Here is an 18,486-nt window from a genome sequence, read left to right as displayed (position 1 = left end):
TTGCCGGCGATGAGGCCCTCATAGGCAATCAAGGGTCAACGCTGCAACAGGCCTTCAGGGTCTGCCGCAACCACCGATGTGCCGGGTCATTGTGAAACCGTGGGTGCCATGCCTGCAGCACGGTCACTCGCTCCAGCGGCACCGGGATCTCGAACGAGCGCAGCGGCAGCCCGAGCTTGTGCACGCTGTTGAGGATGTTGGCCGGCATCGGCAGGATCAGGTCGGAATCCGGCAGCGAGAAAAGCGCCGAGTGAAAACTCGGGGTAATCAGCGCCACCCGCCGCTGCACCTTGAAGTTGGCCAGCTCCACATCGATCGGCCCATTGGCCCGTCCACGGCGGGACACGCTGATCTGTGGATAACTGGCAAAACTGTGCGCCGTGATCGGCTGCTCGAAGATCGGGTGGTCGCGCCGCGCCAGGCCCACATAGTAGGTCTGGAACAGGCTCTGTACCTTGATCTCCGGCCCCAGGTCCACGGTCGAGCTGATGATCAGGTCGGTACGCCCGTCGCGCAGCACGCTGTCGTCATCGCCGCCGGGGCTTTCCGGCACGAAGCGCAGCACCGTGCGCGGTGCCTGTTCGTGCATGCGCCGCAGCAACTGGGCACCGTACAGGGCGATGAACAGGTCGTTGGTGCGGATGTTGAAGGCCCGGTCAAGCTTGGGCAGGTCGACCTCGTCGCCACTGCGGAACACCTCGCCGGCCTGCTCCACCAACGCCGCCACCTGCTCGCGCAGGGCCAGCGCCCGCGGCGTCGGCACCAGGCCACGGCCGGCGCGCACCAGGATCGGGTCACCCAACGCATCGCGGATACGCCCCAGGGTCCGGCTCATCGCCGCCGGGCTGAGGTTCATGCGCTGCGCCGCGCCGACCACGCTGCCTTCGTCGAGCAGGGCATCGAGGGCGACGAGCAGGTTCATGTCCGGGAGTTGCATGGCCGTTTTCCGTTACAGCTGTGGGAGATGGCGATGGTAGCAGGTTGCTGGATTGCACCAGACGCAATGCGCTCGTGCGTGGTGGGGCATTTATTTTGGACGGTGATTGGGTCATAAGATTTGCAGTGCCTGTACTGGCCCTATCGCCGGCAAGCCAGCTCCCACGGGGTCAACACAGCCCTTGGGCAATGCGGAGTACCTGTGGGAGCCGGCTTGCCGGCGATAGGGCCGGTACAGGCAAATGATTAGCCAGCCTGAAACAAGGATTCCGCATGCCCAGCCCCGTCCTGATCGCCATCGACGCCTCCCCTGCATCCACTGCCCTGCTCACCCTCGCCCGCCACTACTGCCGCCCCGGCGAACACGAACTGCATGTGCTGCTGGCCATCGACTCTACCTTCGCCGTCCACGACCAACCCGCGCCTTACACCACAGAAGAACTGGAAGAATACCCCGCCGCCTGCAAAGAGCAGCACCAGGCCGACCAGGCCGTGGCCGAGGCGGTGCGCGAGTTGCAGCAAGCCGGCTTCGCCAGCCAGGGCTGCATGGTGGCCGGGCATCCGGTCGAGGCGATCGTGGCCAAGGCGCAGGAACTGAATTGTGAACTGATCATCATGGGCCACCGCCACCTGTCGCGGTTGGGGCGGATGCTGGACCCGTCGATCAGCACGAAGGTGATTGATCGGGTGAAGGTGCCAGTATTGGTAGGGGCAGCGAGCTAACTGCACCGCTCCCACAGGATTTGCGCCAGCCCCAAGAGCGGCGCATCACTTGTGGGAGCGGGCAAGCCCGCGAAGAGGCCAGTAGCTGCACCACCTCACCCCGGATCATCCCTCGCTCGGCTTCACCACCACCGTACAAGTCGTCCCCGCCGCCAGCAAAAACCCGTCCGGCACTTCATCGATATGAATGCGCACCGGCACCCGCTGCGCCAGCCGAACCCAGTTGAAGGTCGGGTTCACATCGGCGATCAACTCGCGGCTTTGTGGGTTGTCGCGGTCGTAGATGCCGCGGGCGATGCTCTCCACATGGCCCTTGATGCGCTCGCCGCTCATCATCTGCAGCTCGGCCTGGTCACCCACCTTCACATGCGGCAGCTTGGTCTCCTCGAAGAACCCGTATACCCAGAACGAATTCTCGTCGACCACCGCCATCACCGCTTCACCGGTACGCGCATAGTCACCCTTGTGGATATTCAGGTTGGTCACGTAGCCGTCCACCGTGGCCACGATATGGGTGCGCTTGAGGTTCAGTTCGGCGGCAGCCAGCTCGGCAAGGGCCTGCTGGTAGTCCGCCTGGGCGGAGTTGGCGATGTTGCTGGCGTCGTCGCGGTTTTCCTTGGAGATCACCAGGTTGTCCATGTCGGCACGGCGCTTGGCGTTGACCTTGCGCATCTCCCAGGTGGCCTTGCGCGACGCAACCTGCGCCTTTGCCTGGTCGACCGCCAGCTGGTAGTGCTCAGGGTCGATCTGGATCAGCAGGTCGCCCTTCTTCACCCGCTGGTTGTCCTTGACCGGCACATCCACCACATAACCAGGCACGTCGGCAGCGACGTTGATGATGTCGGCACGCACACGGCCGTCGCGAGTCCAAGGCGTGGTCATGTAATGCAGCCACAACTGGCGACCGATCACCACGGCAGCGGCAAGCACCAACAGGGTGGCGATCAGGCTGAAGAACTTTTTCATCGAAGGATTCTCACCAGTAGAGCGACAGCGCCAGGGCGCCGAACAGGCAGACGAACAGGCTCAGGCGCAGCAGCGCCGGGTGCCAGAAGAAGCGGTAGCCATCATGGCTGGCGATGTACCGGTCCAGGCCCCAGGCCAGGCCCAGGGCGAACAGGAACATCAAGGTCATGGTGGGCATGTACACGCCATGGAAGGCGATTTCACGGGGCATGGTTTCAGGGAGCATCGTGCAGTCCTTTCGCCGGTGCCAACGGCGACTGTGGGTCGAGCAGGGAAGATCGGATGAAGTGCAGGTAGCTTTGCGCGCGGCGCAGCACCGAAGTGTCGAAGTGGCGGGCGAAGGGCTCGTCGGTGGCCTGCACGCGGGCGATGGCGTGGTCCACTGCCACCAGCGCGCGTTCGTGGTTGCTGGCGCTGGGCTGCAGGAACAACCGGGCCAGGGCACGGCCCATCACGCGGATCGCCTGGCGCCAGGGCTGCGACTCGGCGTAGGCCGGATGCACCGGCGCGCGGGCCTGCTCCTTGCGCAGCTCGATGATGGCATGGCCGATTTCCAGCACGGTGAACATCCAGCCCATCAACTGGCTCTGTACCTGTGGCTTGCCGGCTGCCAGGCCATAGGCCTGGTGCAGCAGGTCACGGGTGCGGCTTTCGAAGGCTGAACCCAGGCCGCGCAGGCGCCCGCTGATGGCGAACAGCACCTGCTCGCGCAGTTCCTGCTCCAGGCGGCTCCACAGCCAGCGGCTGTTGGGCGGCAGGATGATCGCCCCGGCAGCGGCACAGACGAACATGCCGATGACCATGCCGATGTAGTCGTTGATGAAGGTGTACGGGTCATACACGGTGAGGTTGTTCGGCACCGAGCCGATGGCGAAGAACACCAGCAGGCCGATGCCGTAGCCGGCATACGCCGGCCGAGACGAAAGGAACGCGCCCAGCACGAACACCGGCGCCAGGACCATGCAAAGCAGTGGGAAACCGTCGATCCAGGGGAACACGAAGAAGGTTTCGAAGAAGCCGACGACGGCACCAATCGCCGTGCCGCAGGCCATCTGGAACGACATGCGCTTGGGGTTCGGCGAGGCCGCCGACAGGCCCACGGTGACGGTGGCGATCAGGGTCATCATGGCGCCGCTGGGCCAGTCGCTGAGCAGCCAATAGCTGCCCAGCAACAACAGCACCGCCGAGGCGCGCACACCGGCGGCCAACGATACCAGCCAGCTGGTCTGCGCCACGTAGGGCTCATCCCACTGCTCGCGTTCGTGCCGGTGCGCGGCTAGCGAGGCATGGGTTTCGGCATAACTGTACATCTCGTCGACGAAGCGGTAGAGCAGCTCGAAGGCAGTGTGGAAGTCGAGCAGGTCGGACTCGCTCGGCTCGGTTGCCAGGTACTCGGCGCGCAAGCCGCGCACCTGTGCCTGCAAGCCTTCCTTGTAGGCGGCCAGCTCCAGGGTCAGGCGCAGCGCATCGGCGTCGGTCAGCGCCCGGCCCACGTAAGGCTGCAACAGCTCCACCAGGGTGTTCAGGCCTGGCTCGATGGCGCCGACGATCTGCAGCGGGCCGCGGGCGCGAAGGCGTTCCAGCAAACGGTGCAGGGCATTGAAGCGCGTGGTGATGGCCATGAACTCGCTATTCATGCGCACCAGGCGACCAGAGCGCCGGCGCATGTGCGGGTCTTCGAAGGCGGTGACGTTGCGCAGGCTCTCGAGGCCCACTGCTTCAGCGACGAAGCGCACGTTGCTGCTCTCGAAGCGGTCCCGCTGGCTTTCGCCGCGCAGGGCCTCGACCACCACCCCCGCGAAAACGCCAAAGCGCTGGTACAGGGCGTTGCGCATGGCGGCACTGGCCGACTGCGGCAGGATCGCGGCGCTGACAAAGGTCGACACCAGAATGCCCAGGGCAATTTCCAGCACCCGCCATACCGCCGCCATGAAAGCCTGGTCGGGGTGCTGCAGCACCGGCAGGCCGATCATCGCCGCTGTATAGCCGGCCAGCACGAAGCCATAGGCGCGGAAAGTGCGGTAGCGCATGGCACCGGCCGAGCACAGGCCTACCCACAGGGCCAGGCTGGGCAGGAACAGCTCGGTGTTCTGCGGGAATATGGCGATCAGCGCCACCATCATCGCCGAGCCGGCCAGGGTGCCGAGCACTCGGTAGAAGCTCTTGGCGAACACATGCCCGCTTTGCGGCTGCATGACGATGAACACGGTGATCATCGCCGTGCGCGGTTGCGGCAACTCCAGGCGCATGGCCAGCCACAGGGTGATGAACGCAGCGGCCAGCACTTTGAAGATGTACACCCAGGTCACCCCGTCGGTGCGCGCCCAGGCAAAGAAACCCCGGCGCCATTCCAGGCTCTGCAGCCAGCGCACGGGCAAACTGGAAGTGCTCATTCGGCGTTATCCGGCTTCTTGTCGAAAATGGCCAGGGTGGCCGGGGTTTTCGGTGCGGCCTGGCGCTCCTCTTTCGGCGCATCCTGACCAGCCTGCAAGCCACCGCCCAGGGCAGTGACCAGCTCGGCATGGGCAATCAGGCGCGCGGCCTGCACCTGCTGCTGCACCTGCTGCTGGCGGAACAGCAAAGTCTGCGCATTGAGCACGTTGAGGTAGTCGGTAAGGCCACGCTGGAAGGCAACCATGGCGATGTCGTAGGTTTTCTGCGCGGCCGCGACCGACTCGGCGGCGAAGTGCGACTGCTCCTTCATCGACTCACGGCGGATCAGCTGGTCGGAGATGTTCTTCAGCGCACCGACCACGGTCTGGTTGTAGCGCGCCACGGCCACGTCATAGCCCGCCGAAGCCACGCCCAGTTGCGAACGCAGGCGGCCACCATCGAAGACCGGCAGGCTGATGGCCGGGCCGACGTTGTAGTTGAACTTGCGCCCGGTGAGGAATTCCAGCGGGCCACCACCGGTTGCCATGAAGCCAAGGCCGCCGACCAGGTCGACGTTGGGGAAGAAGCCGGCGTGGGCAACATCGATGCCACGCGCCTGGGCGGCCACCTGCCAACGGCTGGCGACCACGTCGGGGCGCTGGCCGACCAGTTCGGCCGGCAGGTTCGACGGCAGCTTCAGCGGCGCGGCCAGGGCCAGGCTCGGGCGCTGCAACTGCGCGCCCTCCCCCGGGCCCTTGCCGGCCAGGGCGGCCAGCTGGTTGCGGGCCAGGGCAATTTCTTCGTCCAGGCTGTCGAGCTGGCGGTGGGTTTCCGGCAACGGCGCTTCAGCCTGGCTGACTTCGAAGTGGGTGCCGATGCCGGCATCCAGACGGCGCTTGGCCAGGGCCAGGATCTGCTCCTGCTGTTCCAGCTCGGCCTTGACGATATCGCGCTGGGCGAAGTGCAGGCTCAGCTGAATGTAGGCGCGCACCACGTTGTTCTGCAGCTCCAGCTGCGCCTGGCGGGCTTCGGCCACGCTCATGTGCGCCTGGTCCACGGCCTGCTCGCTGGCATTGCGTTCGCGGCCCCACAGGTCGAGCGCGTAGCTGAAGCCAATCGCGGCGTTGTTGTCCCAGGTGTTGGCGCCGGACAGTGCGCCCGGGCCGTAGAACTGGTCTTCAGGCCAGTTGTGGCGCTTGAGCGCGGCCTGGCCATTGGCCTGGAGCTTTTCCGCCGATTCGACCACACCGGCCATGGCCCTGGCTTCGCGTACCCGCGCCGCAGCCATGGCCAGGCTCGGGCTGCCGGCCACGGCCAGGGCAACCCAGCGGTCCAGCTGTGGGTCGCCATAGGCGCGCCACCATTGTTGATCGGGCCAGTGGGCGTCGGTCGCGGCTTCGCGTATGGCCGCGTCGGTGGTCAGGGTGTTGGCTTGCAGCGTCTTGCTTTGCGGGGCAATGCCCCAGGTTCCGATACAGCCGCTCAAGGTGAGGGCAAGGGCACAGGCACTGAACGCATTGAGCGTTCTGATGATGCGACGCGGCACAGCTGCGATTTCCCGAGGAAGAGGTGAAGAGGCCGGGCAATTCTAGGGGGCGTCAGCACTGGCGATAAGCGTGGATTCCTGCGAATCTTTGTTACCAAAACGGCGATAATCCGCCTTTGGTCGAAGGCAACTTTTCATCTCTTTTACGTTACTTCGTGACACAATTTTGTCCTCTACATCGAGAGTGACCCATGGACACCCTGCAAAACATGCGTGCTTTCAGTTGCGTAGCCCAACTCGGCAGCTTTACCGCTGCCGCCGGGCAACTGGATACGACCACCGCGAACGTGTCGCGGGCGGTCTCCAACCTGGAAGCCCATCTGCAAACAAGGCTGCTCAACCGTACCACCCGCCGCATTGCGCTGACCGAAGCCGGCAAGCGGTACCTGATGCGTTGCGAACAGATTCTTACCTATGTCGAAGAAGCCGAGGCCGAGGCCAGCGACGCCCATGCCCGCCCGGCCGGGATGTTGAAGGTGCACTCGATGACCGGGGTCGGTCAGCACTTCGTGGTCGACGCCATCGCCCGCTACCGCGAATCGCACCCGGACGTGACCTTCGACCTGACCATGGCCAACCGCGTGCCTGACCTGCTCGACGAGGGCTATGACGTGTCCATCGTGCTGGCCACCGAACTGCCCGACTCGGGGTTCGTGTCCCAGCGCCTGGGCATCACCTACAGCATCGTCTGCGCCTCGCCCGCCTACATTGCCCGCCACGGCGTTGCGCACAAGCCTGCCGACCTGCTCAAGCACGCCTGCCTGCGCATGGTCAGCCCGGTGATCCCGTTGGAGAAATGGCTGTTCGACGGGCCGGAAGGCCAGGAGATGGTCAACATCACCAGCTCGCCGTTCATGGTCAATACTGCCGATGCCATGAAGACCGCCATCCGCAGCGGCATGGGCGTGGGCGTGCTGCCGATCTATTCGGCCATCGACGGCCTGCGCGATGGCAGCCTGGTACGGGTGCTGCCCGAGTACCGGCTGCAGGAGCTGAACCTGTACGCCATCTACCCGTCGCGGCAGTACCTGGATGCCAAGATCAAGACCTGGGTGGAGTACCTGCGCAACTCGCTGCCGGAGATTCTCGCGGCGCATGAGGCAGACCTGAAAACCCATCAGGTGATGATCGCCAACTAAAAAGCTGCTGCATTGCGGGGGCGGACAATGGTAGGTTGCTAACCATTGTTTCCAGCGCCAGGCCCCTGGGAGGGCTCCGCCCTCCATTCGCAGCACAATGCTGCTCCTACAGAAGGCCCAGCGCCTGCCCCTTGTAGGAGCAGCCTTGTGCTGCGAATGACCGCATCGCGGTCAACTGCCCGGCATTCCCCTAGCCTTGCAGAGAAGAAGTTGCCGATGAAAAAGATCGTCCTGGCCTTCAGCCGTATCACCCCGGCCATGGCCGAACGCCTGCAGCAAGACTTCAACGTGATCGTGCCGAACCCCAAGCTCGGCGATATCAACGCCCAGTTCAACGAAGCCCTGCCCGAGGCCCATGGCCTGATCGGCGTTGGCCGCAAGCTCGGCCGGGCGCAACTCGAAGGGGCGGCCAGGCTGGAGGTGGTATCCAGCGTGTCGGTCGGTTACGACAACTACGACCTGGACTACTTCAACGAACGCGGCATCGCCCTGACCAATACCCCCGACGTGCTGACCGAAAGCACCGCCGACCTGGGCTTCTCGCTGATCATGGGCTGCGCCCGCCGCACCGCCGAGCTGGATGCCTGGACCAAGGCCGGCAACTGGCAGGCCACCGTAGGTCCGGCCCATTTCGGCAGCGATGTGCACGGCAAGACCCTGGGTATCGTCGGCATGGGCAACATCGGTGCCGCCATTGCACGTCGCGGCCGGTTCGGTTTCAACATGCCGGTGATCTATTCCGGCAATAGCCGCAAGACCGCGCTGGAACAAGAGCTGGGCGCGCAGTTTCGCAGCCTGGAGCAACTGCTGGCCGAAGCCGACTTCGTCTGCATCGTTGTGCCGTTGTCCGATGCCACCCGCAAGCTGATCGGTGCGCGTGAGTTGCAACTGATGAAGCCAAGCGCATTCCTGATCAACATCGCCCGCGGGCCGGTGGTGGACGAGGCGGCGCTGATAGAGGCGCTTCAGAACGGCACCATTCGCGGTGCGGGCCTGGATGTATACGAGAAAGAGCCGCTGAGCGACTCGCCGCTGTTCAAACTGCCCAATGCCCTGACCTTGCCACACGTTGGCTCGGCCACTGCCGAAACCCGCGAGGCCATGGCCAACCGGGCAATCGACAACCTGCGTGCGGCGCTGCTGGGTGAACGGCCGCGGGACCTCGTGAACCCGCAGGTGTGGAGGAGTTGATCGCTTCCCCACATCTGTTGAAACGGGCCACCTAACTTTTACGGCGCGCTCTGTGTGTGTGTGTGTACGGAGCGCGCCACGAATAAGATTCAAAGCCATACGCGACAGGAACGTATCTGAAGCTGTTCCGCAACTGATAAAACTGCCAGTTCATCTTCTAGCGAACCGCAGCAACAATAACACCTCAAAAATTGGAGGTGTATGATGGAATCTAATCTTGGCACTATCAGACCAGACATTAGCTTTGTAAGCCCGCAATACGAAATCAGCCTCTTTTCATCCTTGAAGAACCCAGAATGGGTTCTAGAAGGAGAGAAGCTAGGGACACTGCTGGGAAAGGACGGAGGAGCTGCCACTTACACCGCCCCAGATAGTATTGCAAAGGGAGATAGCTCCGATATCATTTCGTTTTTCAAAAAGGACATTGTGACGGCTTTCGAAGATGGAAAATATTACAATGCGACCATACTAATATCCAACCTCCCTCGACCGGTCAGTTACAAGCTTGAGCTAAAGACCGACAACGACCAGAAACGGCTGGAATTTCTCGTAAACATCTTCGATAGCGGATGGACGAAAGTCCCAGAAGAACATACAGCTTGGTATACACTGGCCGGTAATGGCCGAATGAAGCAGAACGGCGATTACTATAGTTCCGGCGACCAGCCTACACCTACAGCCATTCTTGCATTCGACAAACGCCACGATAAAATTCCGGGGTTTGCAGTAATCATCCTTGACGCTGACTAGATATTCCCGCGGCAGAGCTGCTTATGGCTCGAGGCCCCGGAGTCAAGAACAATCTCTTTTGAGAACTTCCTGCACTAGGCACCTCTTGGCAAGCTCAAGAGGTGCCCGGTGCAAGCTATGTACGCTTCACTTCGCTAGCCCAGCGGCCTTAATGACTCGGCTCTTGGGCTTGCGAAACACCAGCACATTCCCCGCCATCACCGCCACCAATCCCAACAAGGCCGGCGCCGTCCACTGATACCCCTCGGCCACCGCCGACACATTCAATGCCACCAACGGGAACAGCACGGTGCAGTAAGCTGCCCGCTCCGGCCCCATGCGCCCGACCAGGGTCAGGTAGGCGGTAAAGGCGATCACCGAGCCCGGCACCACCAGGTAAAGCAACGAGCCGATGTACCGCACGTTCCACTCCATGCTGAATGGCACACCGCTGACCACGCAGAACACCGCCAGCATCACCGCCCCGTAGACCATGCCCCAGGCATTGGTGGTCATGGGCTTGAGCCCGGCCTTCTGCTGCATGCTCGACAGCATGTTGCCAGCCGAGAAGCACAGCGTGCCGAGCAGGGCCAGGCCAAGGCCGTACAGGGTTTCGCGGCTGGCCGCGTGGTGGGACAGCTCGGGCCAGAACAGCAGCCCCAGGCCAAGGAGCCCCAGGGCGCCGCCGCCGAGCACATTGCTGGCGATCTTCTGGCCGAAGAAGATCCGCGCGTTGAGCGCATTCCACAGGGTGGCGGTGGAGAACACCACGGCGATCAGGCCGCTGGCAATCCACTGGCTGGCGCTGAGGAAGCAGATGAAGTTGACGCAGAACAGGCACAGGCCCTGGGCCAGACAGATCTGGTGGCCACGCCGGTTCATTGGCTGCAGGCGGCGGGTGAGCAGCAGGAAGGCGAACAGGATCAGCCCGGCCAGGGCGAAGCGGTAGACGATCGAGACCGGAATGGCGACCACGCCCAATTGGAGTTTCAGGGCGATCCAGGTAGTGCCCCAGATCAGGACCGTTAGCAAGTAGAGTGACAGGTTCATCGGTGGAGCTCCTCAGGCGATCGACCATGCATCCCGGGGCCGCGATGCGGCCAATCGCCGGCAAGCCAGCTCCCACAAGTACAGCGCCAAGCTCCAGGCTGGCGCGGTCCCTGTAGGAGCTGGCTTGCCTGCGATCGAGGGCGCAGCCCTCGCCGAGGCCTCCAGTTTCTTCCGGGGGCCCCTCCCCGGCTTGCACAAACTTGCGCATTTGTCCCGCGGGTTGCTGTAAGCCTGCCCAAGGCGCAGTAGGATGGCTGGCAAGAGGAACCGCCCATGACCCCACTCACCCAGCTGCAAGTGTTCAACGCCATGCACGCCTCGCCCCACGCCCGGCTGGAGCTGAGCGCGCACCTGGGCGACGGGCTGGCGGCGGCGTTGTGGAGCAACCGCGACGATGCCCGCGACTACCAGGCACCGAGCCATCACACCCTGTCGTGCTACATCGCCGACGGCACCGGCACCTTCCGCCGCCAGCGCCCCGGCGATAAAGGGGCGCCCGACAAGCTGTGCGTGATGCCGGCCGGGCAGGAATCGAACTGGGTGGTCAATGGCGCGATCCGCCTGGCGCACCTGTATGTCAGCGAAACGCAATTCGCCCTGGGCTGCGTGCGCCTGCTCGACCGTGAACCGCGTGAGCTGCAACTGCGGGAAGCGACCTTTCTCGACGACCCGCAGCAAGCCAAGCGCTTTCGCCAGCTGATAACCCTGGACTGGGATGAACCTGGCGAACGCTTGCTGGCCAGCAGCCTGGCGCACGAGATCGTCGACCATGCGCTGCTCAACCAGGTTGGGCTGCGCCAGGGCCTGCGCCTGAAAGGCGGGCTGGCACCGAGCCTGCGCCGGCAAATGGTCGACTACATCGAAGCGCATCTCGACCAGCCCATCACCCTGGGTGAACTGGCCTTGCGCTGCAACCTGTCCGAATACCACTTTGCGCGCATGTTCCGCGCCAGTTTCGGGCTGCCGCCGCATCAGTACCTGCTGGCCCGGCGGCTGCATCGGGCCTGCCAGCTACTGCGGCTGGGGGTAATGCCGCTGGGGGAAATTGCCCTGTTGTGCGGGTTTGCCAGTGCCAGCCATTTCAGCAACCGGTTCCGCCAGGCGGTCGGAGCAACGCCTGGCGAATACCGTACGGCCATTCGCGGCTAAAGCCGCTCCCACAGGGACCGCGCCACCCTCAAGGGCAGTGCAGTACCTGTGGGAGCGGCTTTAGCCGCGAAGAGGCCGGTTCAGGCTGGCCTAGAACTCGAAGGTACTGGACAAGCTCACCTGCCGCGCATCGCCAATGGCCACAAAGTACTGGTTCACCGCCGAGCTGTAGTAAACCTTGTCGAACAGGTTCTTCACGTTCAGCTGCAGCAGCACCTTGTGCTCGTCGAGCCTGGTCTCGTAGCTGGCAAAGGCATCGGCCACGGTATAGGACGGCAGGTCGAAGGTGTTGGTCGAGTTACCCGCGCGCTCGCCGACATACCTTGCACCGGCACCGAGACGCAAGCGGTCGCCACCGAACAGGCTGCCGTAGTCATACACCGCCGACAGCGAACCACTGTGCCGGGCCACGTTCTGCAGGCGGTTGCCCTGCAGGGCCGGGTCCTTGGTCACCTTGGCATCGGTGTAGGCATAGCTGCCAATCAGGCTCCATCGCTCGCTCAGCTGGCCAGTCAGGTCCAGCTCAACGCCCCGTGAACCGACCTCCCCGGCATTGCTGTACACCGTTTCACGAGTACTGGTATCAAAGTTGGAAACCAGCACGTTGCGCTTGGTGATATCGAACAACGCCAGAGTGCCTGTCAGGCGGCCCGGCATGTCGAGCTTGGCGCCCAGTTCCCACGATTTGCCCTCCTCCGGCGCCACCGACGAGTCGAGCACCACATTGCCGACCAGCGGCGCGATAGTCGAGTTGGGCTTGAACGACTCGCTATAGCTGCCATAAAACGACAGTTGATCATCGACCTTGTAGACGATACCTGCATGCGGCACCCACGCCTGGCCATTGATGTCGGTGTTGGCCTTGAAAGGGCGGCCACGGCCAGCGTACTGGTCGAACTGCTGGAAGCGCGCACCAGCCACCAGGATCCAGTGATCATCCAGGTGCAGCGCGTCCTGCACGAACAACGCGTCGGTGCGCAGCTTGTCGGTCTGGTCGCTGTCACTGGCTTTGACGGTGGTGCCCTCCACTTCCTGCCCGTAGACCGGGTTCATATAGCTGAAGGTGGATTGGGCGGTCTGCCGGATCATGTCACCGCGGAAAATCTTGCGGTCCTCGTGATCGATGCCGAACAGCAGGTCGTTCTGCATCCCGGCCAGTTGCACATTACCGGCCAGGCTCAGGGTGGCGAACTGGTCACGGCTCATGGCGTTGTGGGTGCCGTCGATGCTGCGCGACAGCGTGCCGCTTTTTTCATTCACGCCGGTCACCCGCACCTGGCTGGCATCATAGGTTTCGCGGTTGAAGCTGTAGCCGAAGTGCAGCTTCCAGTCATCGGCAAACCGGTGGTCGACTTCCAGACGGTACAGGTCGGAGCGCCCTTCCATGTCGTTGAAGGGCTCGTCCAGGCGCCGCGTGGCAGGGATGTCCAGCGGGTGGCCGTTGTTGCCGAACGCCGTGCCACGGTCGAAGGGGTAGAGAAACTCGCGATGCTCGTAGGCCAGTACCACCTGGGTGTCTTCGCCCAGCCAGGCCAGCGACGGCGCTACCAGCGATTCGCGGTGCACGCCGTAGTTGCGCCAGTAGTCCTCATCTTCGTGGTCGACGATCAGGCGATAGGCGAAGTTGCTGTCGCCCAGCGCGCCGGTGCTGTCGAACCCGCCACCGCTGCCGTTCTTGCCGCTGCCGTAGGTCGACCCGCGCACGGTCAGGGCGTTGTACTGCTCGAGTTGCGGGCGCTTGCTGACCACGTTGATCACCCCGCCCGGGTCCTGGATGCCGTACAGCAGCGAGGCCGGGCCCTTGAGCACTTCGACCCGCTCGGTGCTGGCGTTGAGGCTGCGGCCCTGCACGATGGGCATGCCATCGCGCATGATCGAGCCGTCGCGGTTGTCGCCGAAGCCGCGCTTCATCACGGTATCGGAGGTGCCACCGAAATTGTTGCCCTGGGTGATGCCGCTGACATTGGCCAGAGCGTCATCAAGATTGCGTGGGGCCTGGTCACGGATGACCTGGGCCGGCACCACATTGATGGCCTGGGGGATGTCCTGGCTCGGGCCCTGCCCGCGCATGATCGAGGCGGTAGCCGGGGGCTGGTAGCTGTAGTCGTCCAGTTGCGAGGTCACGGTGATGGCCTGCAGGTTGAGGGCGCCGGAGGTGTCCACTGCTTCGAGGGTGAGCGTGCGTGCATCGACGCGGCGCCAGGCCAGCCCGGTAGTGCCCAGCAGCTGTTGCAGGGCCTGTTCGGCGCTGAACCTGCCGTTCAATGCCGGCGCCTGCACACCTGGCAGTTCCAGGGTGTAGACCACGCTCTGGCCGGTGGTGCGGCTGAAGGCGCTGAGTGCCTGGGCAAGGGGTTGCGCCGGCTGGGCGAAGGGGTACACCTGCTGTTGCTCGACGGCGCAGGCCAGGGGAGCGGCAGCGAATGCCGGGAACGCGGAAAGGCCGAACCAGAGAGGGACGCAACGCGGGGTGAACTTCATGGACGCTGACCTGTGAGAGGGATGTGACTGCGAATGAATCGCACTTCCACTCATTACACGGATGCCACGTCCTGTTACCTCACCCGTTGCCTGAAAAAATTTTTTCCCTGTGCCGGCCCCTTCGCGGGCACGCCCGCTCCCACAGGGACTGCACAAGTTTCGAATCCAGTGCAGTACCTGTGGGAGCGGGCGTGCCCGCGAAGAGGCCGGCACAGGCGACTAACGGATGACAGTCAACCGCCCCAGCAAAGTCTGCCGCGAAAAGCCCATCACCTTGCCCAGCGAATCCAGCGCCAGCAACGGCTCGGCCACGGGGAAACTGCCACTGACCTTGCGCTGCCCCAACTCATCCTCGAGCAACAGGATGCGCCCCGGGTAATAGCGCCCCAGGTCTTCGACCACCTGAGCCAGCGGCACCTGGTAGTAATTCAGCCAGCCCTGGCGCCAGGCCAGGCGGTTGTCACTATCCACCGCCAGGGTGTCGCCGACTTGGCCGGCAGCATAGGCCACCTGCTGGTTGGCCGTCAGTTCACGCGCTGCTGCGCCCGGCGCCGGGCTCACCGCCACCCGCCCGCTGCTCACAGTGACCTGGGCTCCCTCGTCCTGCTCGCGCACTTCGAACTGGGTGCCAAGCACGCGCACCTCGCCACCGGCAGCTTCCACTACGAACGGCGTGCCGGTATGCGTGACCTGGAAGTACGCCGCGCCATGCAACAACCGCACGCGGCGCTCGCCCTGCACAAAATCGACTGCAATCGCGCTCCCCGCATCCAGCGTCACCTGCGACTGGTCGGCCAAGGTCACCTGGCGAACTTGACCAGCACTGCTGTAGTCGGCCTGCAGGTCCTGCAGCCACAGGGCCGGGTGCCAACCACCGGCAACGCCCACGGCCAGTACCAGGCACGCAGCCACCGCCAGCGCCGCGACCCGCTGCCGCCAGGGGTGCCTGGCCGGTGGCGTGGCCATCGCATCCAGGTAACGTTGCAGGCTTTCCTGTTCTTCAGCGGCCAGGCGCGCCGCCGGGGCGGCGCTGTTCTGCCACAGCGCCTGGGCCTGGGCGTAGGCCTCACGGTGCCCAGGTTCGGCCAGCAGCCAGCGCTTGAACGCCGCGCCCTCGGCTTGCGCAGGCTGCTCGTTGATGCGGCTGAGCCATTGCAGTGCAGCCCGGGACTGCGCCTCGGTGATCGGCGGTAATCGGCTCATCGACGGGCACTCCCTGGCCGGCGTGGGGTGGACGCGGGCTCGGCAACACTCGCCTTGCACGCTTCGAGGGCGCGCATCATATGCTTTTCCACAGCACTCTGGGACAGTTGCATGGCCTTGGCGATCTCGCCGTACTTGCAGCCGTGGATACGGTTGAGCAGGAAGATCTGCCGGGTGCGCTCGGGCAAGGCGCGCAAGGCAGCGTCGATGCGCTGCAAGTCGTGATCGACCTCCACGGCCTGTTCCGGGGCCTGGGCCATGGCCGCTTCATCCAGCGGCAACACAGCTTCGGCTGCGCGCTCGCGGCTGCCTTCGCTGCGCAGGTGGTCGATGGCGAGGTTCCCGGCGCAACGCAGCAGGTAGGTATCCAGCGCCTCGACCTTGACCTCAGGGCGACGCCAGAAGCGCAGGAACAGCTCCTGGACCAGGTCCGATGCCGTGGCCCGGCAGCCTACCCGGCGGCTCACCAGGGCCTCCATGCGTGCCCGCTGGGCCTGGAACACCTGGACGAAGCGCGCACGCCCACCGCCGCTTTCGGCATCCGCCTCGATCATGTCGCCCGGCTCGCTCACCTGGTCACTCGGCGAACACGGCCAGCAACGGCCCCAGCACCACGCTGGCGGCGGCCAGGCCCAGCAACAGGCGGGGCTGGTATGGCAGGCCGAACACCCACAGGGTCACCCCGGCCATCATCACTGCGGTCCACTCCACCAAGCCATGGGCCCAGCCCCGCAGGTGCACGCTGAGCACCAGCGACAGCACCAGCAACAGCCAACCGGCGCTGCGCAACAGGCGCAACTGCCCGGGGCGCGGCTTGCGCCCGAGCAGGTCGACGAAGTGCTTCTCCATGGCCAGGCACAGGGCAACGAAGCCGGCGTAAGCGATCAGTGCATTACCCAGCATCAGCTCGCCTCCGCCGTCTCAGTGCTTGGCTTCCTTGCCGCACGAGGGGCCCGCATGGCCACAGCCTTCGGGCTGTGTAACATCTTGCCGGCCAACCAGGCCAGGAACAGGCCGGTGCCCAGCGCTGTCAGGTCGAAACCAGCCATGGCCCAGTCACCCGCAGGTAGCGAATGGTTCAGGCCCTGGCCGGTGGTCAGGCCGTTAAGCAGCGGCAGCAAGGCGAAGGCCAGCGCGCCCAGTGCCAGTTGCTCGCCCCATGCCCGCCGCCCACTGCGCAGAACGGCGTGCACCAGCGACAGGCCCCAGGCGCAGAAGAAGGCATTGACCTCCCAATCGGCGCGGCCTTCGACGCCCATCGGGATCAGGCGGTTGGCCCAGAAGAAGCCCGCCACGGCCAGCAACAGGCCGCTCATGCTGGCGATATTGAGCACCTCGACCAGGCGCAGTTCGCCCGGCAGGCGTTCGCTTCTGGCATGCTTGAGCTGGCGCTTGCCCAGCCACATCACCAGGCCGGTGCCAATCACCGCAGTACCGGCCACGCCAAAGAAGAAGTACAGCCAGCGCAGCCAGGGCCCGGCGAAATTGCCCATGTGCAGGCCAGCAAAGCTGAAGGCGGTCATCATTGCCCCACTCTCCGGTTTGCCCTGGCCCAGCAGAGCACCGCTGACGCCATCGAAGGTCCAGTTGGCGCTACGCCGGTAAGCCACGTGGTCGGCAGCCGATTGCGTGAAGGTAACGCGGGCATTGCTGTCGCCGGCATTTTCCACCTGGATACGGCCGATACGCGCGCCCGGTTGCAGGTCCTGCACCTTGGCATAGAGGCTCGGCAACGGTACCAGCGGCGCGGCCACATGGGCCGCCTTGGGCGCATTGTTACGGCCGAACAGTTCGTTGAAGTACTTGCCGGTGTCATTGCCGTAGCTGGCCATGATGCCCGCCGGCATCACCATGTACATGAACAACACCAGGCTGCTGTAGCTGATCATCAGGTGGAAGGGCAGCACCAGCACGCCAATGGCGTCGTGCCCGTCCAGCCAGGAGCGCTGGCCCTTGCCTGGACGGAAAGTGAAGAACTCCTTGAAGATTTTCTTATGGGTGATGATGCCGGTGACCAGCCCCAACAGCATGATGAAGGCGCACAACGTCGATAGCCATCGGCCGAAAGGGTGTGGCATCTGCAACTGGAAGTGGAAACGGTAGAAGAACTCGCCACCGCGACTGTCGCGTGCCGCCACCGGCTGCCCGGTCTGGGTATCAAGGGTCTTGGTGACGAAACCGCGTGGCCCGCCATTTGGGTCGCGATAACCCACGTTCAAGGCGGCCTCGCGTGCGTTGGGCATGCGGATCAGCCAGGTGCCCGAATGCCCGGCGTTGTCCTGCAGGTACCGCTGGGCCACCTCCAGGCTATGGGTCGGGTCCAATGCATGGCTGCGCACTTCTGGCTGCGACCAGTGGGTGATTTCTTCCTTGAAATACGACAGCGTGCCGGTGAGGAAGATGGCGAACAACAGCCAGCCGAAGATCAGGCCGGTCCAGGTGTGCAGCCAGGCCATGGCCTGGCGGAAGCCTTCTTTCATGGGGTTTTCATCCAGTATGCCAACCCGCTGATCACCCCCAGCAGCACGCTTGGCGCCAGTACGCCCAGCCAGGCGCGCAAAGCGCTGCGGCAGGCAAAGCACCAGATGAACGCCAGCAGGTAGAAAACGAATGACAGCAGCAGGCCGGTGAGCGTGGCATCGACCCGTGGCAGCGGCGCTACCAGGGAAATGCAGACGCTGGCCACGGACGCCAGCAGGTAGCCACCCAGCAGCGCGGCAAGGCTGCGTGACGTCACGGCCAGGCGATAGCTGAGCGAGAGACCGGCGGTTTTGCGCGTCATGTGCGATGGTCCGGGCGTTTTCGGGGCTGCAATAATAATGATTTCAATTCTCATAAGCAAAGGCCACGCGATGAGTCGCCTGCTGCCTTGAATGCAACAAGAAATTTATTTTCAAAAAGGGCTTGAATTCGTTTCGCCGTTGCCTGACCTTAGAGTCAAGAGACGCAGAAATACCAAGGGTCTCAGAGGCCTAGGCGCGTCTCCATGCGAGCAAGCTG

At 64.0% G+C, this 18,486-nt stretch carries 17 protein-coding genes; 5 read left to right on the top strand and 12 right to left on the bottom strand.

The annotated features are described in order from the left end of the window. Positions 1–28 precede the first annotated feature (28 nt). The gene (locus IMX18_RS01690; protein ID WP_015271755.1) at positions 29–937 is read right to left on the bottom strand and encodes a LysR family transcriptional regulator; all 909 of its coding nucleotides are present in this window, start codon (positions 935–937) and stop codon (positions 29–31) included. A gap of 272 nt (positions 938–1,209) precedes the next feature. Between IMX18_RS01690 and IMX18_RS01685 the strand changes: the two genes are divergently transcribed. Further along, positions 1,210–1,659 (top strand): universal stress protein, encoded by a 450-nt coding sequence (locus tag IMX18_RS01685; RefSeq protein WP_015271756.1) that lies wholly within the window; start codon positions 1,210–1,212, stop codon positions 1,657–1,659. 105 nt (positions 1,660–1,764) lie between these two features. On the opposite strand, the gene IMX18_RS01680 is transcribed toward IMX18_RS01685, so the two are convergent. The 4 genes from IMX18_RS01680 to IMX18_RS01665 are packed head-to-tail and all read right to left on the bottom strand — an operon-like array spanning position 1,765 to position 6,544. Continuing rightward, positions 1,765–2,625 (bottom strand): efflux RND transporter periplasmic adaptor subunit, encoded by an 861-nt coding sequence (locus tag IMX18_RS01680; protein ID WP_013974168.1) that lies wholly within the window; start codon positions 2,623–2,625, stop codon positions 1,765–1,767. Positions 2,626–2,635: 10 nt separating this feature from the next. Continuing rightward, positions 2,636–2,836: a DUF1656 domain-containing protein gene (locus IMX18_RS01675; RefSeq protein ID WP_003257154.1), complete on the bottom strand. Its 201-nt coding sequence runs from the start codon at positions 2,834–2,836 to the stop codon at positions 2,636–2,638. A gap of 4 nt (positions 2,837–2,840) precedes the next feature. Then, the gene (locus tag IMX18_RS01670; protein ID WP_015271757.1) at positions 2,841–5,018 is read right to left on the bottom strand and encodes an FUSC family protein; all 2,178 of its coding nucleotides are present in this window, start codon (positions 5,016–5,018) and stop codon (positions 2,841–2,843) included. Next, positions 5,015–6,544 carry an efflux transporter outer membrane subunit gene (locus IMX18_RS01665; protein WP_015271758.1) on the bottom strand — a complete coding sequence of 510 codons (1,530 nt, stop codon included), beginning with the start codon at positions 6,542–6,544 and terminating at the stop codon, positions 5,015–5,017. The genes IMX18_RS01670 and IMX18_RS01665 overlap by 4 nt, the downstream gene beginning before the upstream one ends. 191 nt (positions 6,545–6,735) lie before the next feature. Between IMX18_RS01665 and IMX18_RS01660 the strand changes: the two genes are divergently transcribed. The 3 genes from IMX18_RS01660 to IMX18_RS01650 all read left to right on the top strand — a co-directional run bounded on the left by IMX18_RS01660 (position 6,736) and on the right by IMX18_RS01650 (position 9,624). Then, positions 6,736–7,683: a LysR family transcriptional regulator gene (locus IMX18_RS01660; RefSeq protein ID WP_015271759.1), complete on the top strand. Its 948-nt coding sequence runs from the start codon at positions 6,736–6,738 to the stop codon at positions 7,681–7,683. A gap of 216 nt (positions 7,684–7,899) precedes the next feature. After that, positions 7,900–8,874, top strand: a complete 975-nt coding sequence (locus IMX18_RS01655) for a 2-hydroxyacid dehydrogenase (protein WP_061303668.1) — start codon at positions 7,900–7,902, stop codon at positions 8,872–8,874. A gap of 204 nt (positions 8,875–9,078) precedes the next feature. Further along, entirely contained in the window at positions 9,079–9,624 is a 546-nt protein-coding gene (locus IMX18_RS01650; RefSeq protein ID WP_015271761.1) for a hypothetical protein, read from the top strand. Between the two features lie 126 nt (positions 9,625–9,750). Here IMX18_RS01650 and IMX18_RS01645 read toward each other — a convergent pair whose 3' ends face one another. Next, positions 9,751–10,653 carry a DMT family transporter gene (locus IMX18_RS01645; protein WP_061303666.1) on the bottom strand — a complete coding sequence of 301 codons (903 nt, stop codon included), beginning with the start codon at positions 10,651–10,653 and terminating at the stop codon, positions 9,751–9,753. A gap of 273 nt (positions 10,654–10,926) precedes the next feature. Between IMX18_RS01645 and IMX18_RS01640 the strand changes: the two genes are divergently transcribed. Then, positions 10,927–11,802, top strand: coding sequence for a helix-turn-helix transcriptional regulator (locus IMX18_RS01640; protein ID WP_015271763.1), 876 nt, complete (start codon positions 10,927–10,929; stop codon positions 11,800–11,802). Positions 11,803–11,892: 90 nt separating this feature from the next. Here the strand turns inward: IMX18_RS01640 and IMX18_RS01635 are convergent, their stop codons facing one another. From IMX18_RS01635 to IMX18_RS01610, 6 genes are all read right to left on the bottom strand, one after another. After that, positions 11,893–14,283: a TonB-dependent siderophore receptor gene (locus IMX18_RS01635; RefSeq protein ID WP_015271764.1), complete on the bottom strand. Its 2,391-nt coding sequence runs from the start codon at positions 14,281–14,283 to the stop codon at positions 11,893–11,895. Between the two features lie 219 nt (positions 14,284–14,502). Next, entirely contained in the window at positions 14,503–15,486 is a 984-nt protein-coding gene (locus IMX18_RS01630; protein ID WP_054572769.1) for a FecR family protein, read from the bottom strand. Further along, complete coding sequence (locus tag IMX18_RS01625; RefSeq protein ID WP_015271766.1) at positions 15,483–16,040, bottom strand: RNA polymerase sigma factor; 558 nt, start codon at positions 16,038–16,040, stop codon at positions 15,483–15,485. Before IMX18_RS01625 ends, IMX18_RS01630 begins: the two co-directional genes overlap by 4 nt. A 22-nt stretch (positions 16,041–16,062) precedes the next feature. Further along, complete coding sequence (locus tag IMX18_RS01620; RefSeq protein WP_015271767.1) at positions 16,063–16,389, bottom strand: DUF3325 domain-containing protein; 327 nt, start codon at positions 16,387–16,389, stop codon at positions 16,063–16,065. Then, the gene (locus IMX18_RS01615; RefSeq protein ID WP_217190094.1) at positions 16,389–17,966 is read right to left on the bottom strand and encodes a PepSY-associated TM helix domain-containing protein; all 1,578 of its coding nucleotides are present in this window, start codon (positions 17,964–17,966) and stop codon (positions 16,389–16,391) included. The genes IMX18_RS01620 and IMX18_RS01615 overlap by 1 nt, the downstream gene beginning before the upstream one ends. Beyond that, a complete protein-coding gene (locus tag IMX18_RS01610; RefSeq protein ID WP_013974181.1) occupies positions 17,963–18,268 on the bottom strand; it encodes a DUF3649 domain-containing protein in 306 nt (101 codons plus the stop codon). The genes IMX18_RS01615 and IMX18_RS01610 overlap by 4 nt, the downstream gene beginning before the upstream one ends. Positions 18,269–18,486: the final 218 nt, after the last annotated feature.

It is taken from the genome of Pseudomonas shirazica, from assembly GCF_015168335.1.
Taxonomy (GTDB): Bacteria; Pseudomonadota; Gammaproteobacteria; order Pseudomonadales; family Pseudomonadaceae; genus Aquipseudomonas; species Aquipseudomonas asiatica.
This window is presented reverse-complemented; position numbering and strand designations above follow the sequence as displayed.

Coding starts and splice junctions, on each gene's coding strand:
- IMX18_RS01685 (WP_015271756.1), top strand. CDS start 1,210: ATGCCCAGCCCCGTCCTGATCGCCATCGACGCCTCCCCTGCATCCACT.
- IMX18_RS01675 (WP_003257154.1), bottom strand. CDS start 2,836: ATGCCCCGTGAAATCGCCTTCCATGGCGTGTACATGCCCACCATGACC.
- IMX18_RS01670 (WP_015271757.1), bottom strand. CDS start 5,018: ATGAGCACTTCCAGTTTGCCCGTGCGCTGGCTGCAGAGCCTGGAATGG.
- IMX18_RS01635 (WP_015271764.1), bottom strand. CDS start 14,283: ATGAAGTTCACCCCGCGTTGCGTCCCTCTCTGGTTCGGCCTTTCCGCG.
- IMX18_RS01620 (WP_015271767.1), bottom strand. CDS start 16,389: ATGCTGGGTAATGCACTGATCGCTTACGCCGGCTTCGTTGCCCTGTGC.
- IMX18_RS01630 (WP_054572769.1), bottom strand. CDS start 15,486: ATGAGCCGATTACCGCCGATCACCGAGGCGCAGTCCCGGGCTGCACTG.
- IMX18_RS01640 (WP_015271763.1), top strand. CDS start 10,927: ATGACCCCACTCACCCAGCTGCAAGTGTTCAACGCCATGCACGCCTCG.
- IMX18_RS01690 (WP_015271755.1), bottom strand. CDS start 937: ATGCAACTCCCGGACATGAACCTGCTCGTCGCCCTCGATGCCCTGCTC.
- IMX18_RS01680 (WP_013974168.1), bottom strand. CDS start 2,625: ATGAAAAAGTTCTTCAGCCTGATCGCCACCCTGTTGGTGCTTGCCGCT.
- IMX18_RS01625 (WP_015271766.1), bottom strand. CDS start 16,040: ATGATCGAGGCGGATGCCGAAAGCGGCGGTGGGCGTGCGCGCTTCGTC.
- IMX18_RS01650 (WP_015271761.1), top strand. CDS start 9,079: ATGGAATCTAATCTTGGCACTATCAGACCAGACATTAGCTTTGTAAGC.
- IMX18_RS01655 (WP_061303668.1), top strand. CDS start 7,900: ATGAAAAAGATCGTCCTGGCCTTCAGCCGTATCACCCCGGCCATGGCC.
- IMX18_RS01660 (WP_015271759.1), top strand. CDS start 6,736: ATGGACACCCTGCAAAACATGCGTGCTTTCAGTTGCGTAGCCCAACTC.
- IMX18_RS01645 (WP_061303666.1), bottom strand. CDS start 10,653: ATGAACCTGTCACTCTACTTGCTAACGGTCCTGATCTGGGGCACTACC.
- IMX18_RS01610 (WP_013974181.1), bottom strand. CDS start 18,268: ATGACGCGCAAAACCGCCGGTCTCTCGCTCAGCTATCGCCTGGCCGTG.
- IMX18_RS01615 (WP_217190094.1), bottom strand. CDS start 17,966: ATGAAAGAAGGCTTCCGCCAGGCCATGGCCTGGCTGCACACCTGGACC.